3 protein-coding genes are annotated in these 2,660 nt (G+C 62.3%); all 3 read left to right on the plus strand.

Features of this window, described 5'->3' with window-relative positions; translation table 11 throughout:
* Positions 1 to 882: hypothetical protein (locus tag MJD61_16795; protein ID MCG8556920.1), on the plus strand; the 882-nt coding region annotated here is incomplete at its 5' end.
* Positions 879 to 1,598 (plus strand): hypothetical protein, encoded by a 720-nt coding sequence (locus MJD61_16800; protein ID MCG8556921.1) that lies wholly within the window; start codon positions 879 to 881, stop codon positions 1,596 to 1,598. The genes MJD61_16795 and MJD61_16800, both read left to right, overlap by 4 nt.
* A 15-nt stretch (positions 1,599 to 1,613) precedes the next feature.
* The gene (locus MJD61_16805) at positions 1,614 to 2,615 is read left to right on the plus strand and encodes a hypothetical protein (protein MCG8556922.1); all 1,002 of its coding nucleotides are present in this window, start codon (positions 1,614 to 1,616) and stop codon (positions 2,613 to 2,615) included.
* The last annotated feature ends 45 nt before the right edge of the window (positions 2,616 to 2,660 follow it).

The following is a 2,660-nucleotide window of genomic DNA, read 5'->3' on the forward strand; positions in this document are numbered from 1 at the left end:
GCCGTGGTCGATGTCAACGGCTTCGTCCACAATGGTTTCGTGGTCAACATAAATGCCCAGCCGTACCGCAACCTGGGCAACGTCACGTGGAACCACGGGCTATTCGACGTCGAGGATGCAGTCGACCGCACCTGGAACATCCGGTTTCATGAAATGTACAACTCGCATCTGTTCACGGGTGTGACCGTGACCTACCCGGCCGATGAGACCAGCGCCAGCGGCACAAACGTCCAGATCTTCACCACAATGGCTAGCCAGCCCATGGAAGGTGTGTCGCACGAGCTCGGCCATGTGGTCGACTTCCTTGCGACGGGCCAAGGATACAAGAGATGCGGCGCCTTCAACTATCCGAGTGCTTGCACACCTCCGCGCATTCCGCCTTGCATGGAGACGTCGCACACGTACACGAGCTCGGAGCACTACTGCTTGGGCTTCGCCGAGGGACTGGCCGGATTCCTTGGCTACACCTCGTATTACGCCGAGAGCGCAACGGATCCCAAGGCCTGTCACGGCAGCCAGCCTTGCACCGGAACCGGTATCAACACGGTCTTGCTCGAACCCTCCAGTGGAACCGGCAGCTGCGTAGAGACCGTTAGACGGAACGAAACACAGCTCATGCGTTACCTGTGGGACGCATTCGACAACGTCAACGATGCTAACTTCAATGATTCGCAGCCGGGCCTCTCGTTCTGGCAGTTCACCAGAGCGCTGAGCATGATTCCAAGCGGAACCGGCGATGGGCAGTTCAACGAGCCGTGGCACCCTAATCTGGCGTCTCTTGACGATGAGGACGGCAAAAACGGTTTTGACTACACGGCAGTCTTGAACGCGTTCGCTGACGTGACCGAGCCCTTCGACAAGAACTGCCGGCCAGGTATATGACGGGAATCCGTGCCAGCGAGCGAGCGGGCAAGGCGCGGATCTCGTCTTGGGGGGCGGCGCTGCTCGCGATCGGCGCGGGCGGCGCTCTGGGCCTTGCCATACGGCCTGCCAGACCAACAGAAGCGGGCTTGGTCTCGCAGCCCCTGCTCATCGAGGTTGCAGCGTCGCGACCCGATACAGCGCTGACCATGCCTAGTGCAGCGGCGGGCAGCCCCGTGCTTAGCGGCCAGGCTCGCGAAACCGTGCGCTCCTTGGGCGCGCCGGCGGTCGTGACACGGATTAGGTCCAGGCGGCCCCGGTACTACCCGCGTGCACCCGGCGAGTGGCAAGGCATGCTCGTGGACATGAACCTGCTCTCCTACTGCGGCCGAACCGGAAGCTGCCCGGCGGCGCTCGCCTGTTCCACGGAAGGCCAGTGTAGCCCCTGCAAGCTCGATTCGGACTGCGAGCCTGCCGAAACCTGTGTTCTCGACCGCTGCGTCTCGCAGGAGCTGGCCAGCTGCCGGACGAGCGCGGACTGTGCGCGGGGACAGGTCTGCATCTTGTCGGGCCTTGGCCACGGGCCGCGTGGCAACGAGGGCATGCGCGCGTTTTGCTTCGATCCCGAAAAAGAGCCGGTCGCTAAACGGGAGCCACTTGCGGCCCCACCGCAAGAGCGCCAGCCGATCGTAATGACACCCGAGCAGGAGGCGATCTCCGAGCTGGGCGGCAGGTAGTAGGAGAGACCAAACGTGCTCGTGGCACGCGAAGGAAAGACGAAGGCCATGGCCTTGGCAAGGGGGTTCAGGTGGCTGCCCACAGTGTCGCTGCTCGTGGGGTGCTCAGGAGCTGACAGTGACGGTGTCCAGCCCATCGCCGATGCAGGGACCATGGACGCCGCCATTCCGTGGTCGGATGCCACCCTGCCGGACGGCAGCGTGCTGCCGGTCTGCAAGAGTATCCAGGAGAAGTACGTCGACCTGTGGGAGAAGGGATCACGCTGGGATGTCTACGTCGGTGGCGACTACCGGCCTTTTCATGGCCCGGGAGACAAGACCTATTCCGGACCGGCAAAGGTCGTGGACGTGAGCTCCTCCGGCTCCGGGAACAGCTACTTGATCAAATTTCAACCGTCCCAGACAAACTGGGACATGTCGGTTCGCGATGACATAGGAGGAAGGCTGAAGGTTCCCCTGACACTCGCGCAAAAGGTTCACGTAGAGTTGCTGACGAGCGGTGGTTCGGGCAGGATGCCACATCATGTCGTGGTGCTGCGGGATGACAGCGGGGAGCTCATCCTGGTGAGCTACCTCAGCGACCCTCGGCACTTCGCTCCCGGAGGCGCGCTCGAGTCCCCCGATCTGGTGGGGTTCTCCGCCACCATCGAGCGAGAATGCCAGGGAGCCGATTTATGTAATGTCTCGGCGAGGCTGACGATGCGGGTAAGATTTCCAGCTCGGAAGGAGACGATGCTTGGACTGTGGGATGTGATGGAGGTTTGGATCGGCCGTTGCCGGTATCTCTTGGAGCTTCGCGGAGCGTCGGAACCATTGATAGATTTTCGAGCGTGTTCGCATGGCGCAAGTACGTTCCTGCACTTCGAGCTGTCCCGGATTGAGTGCAGCGCTGCGGGCCCGGTTCCAGATGCATCGACGCCGATGGACGCGATGCCCCCGCCCGACGATGCGGCAGATAGCGGTAGTCTGGGGGACACAGGGGGTCGGCCGATCGATGCCGCGGCAGCTACCGGATAACTCACGTGTCAAGGACACGCAGTGGTCCCCGATCTGATCACTGAC

The organism is Pseudomonadota bacterium, from assembly GCA_022361155.1.
Lineage (GTDB): Bacteria > Myxococcota_A > Polyangia > Polyangiales > JAKSBK01 > JAKSBK01.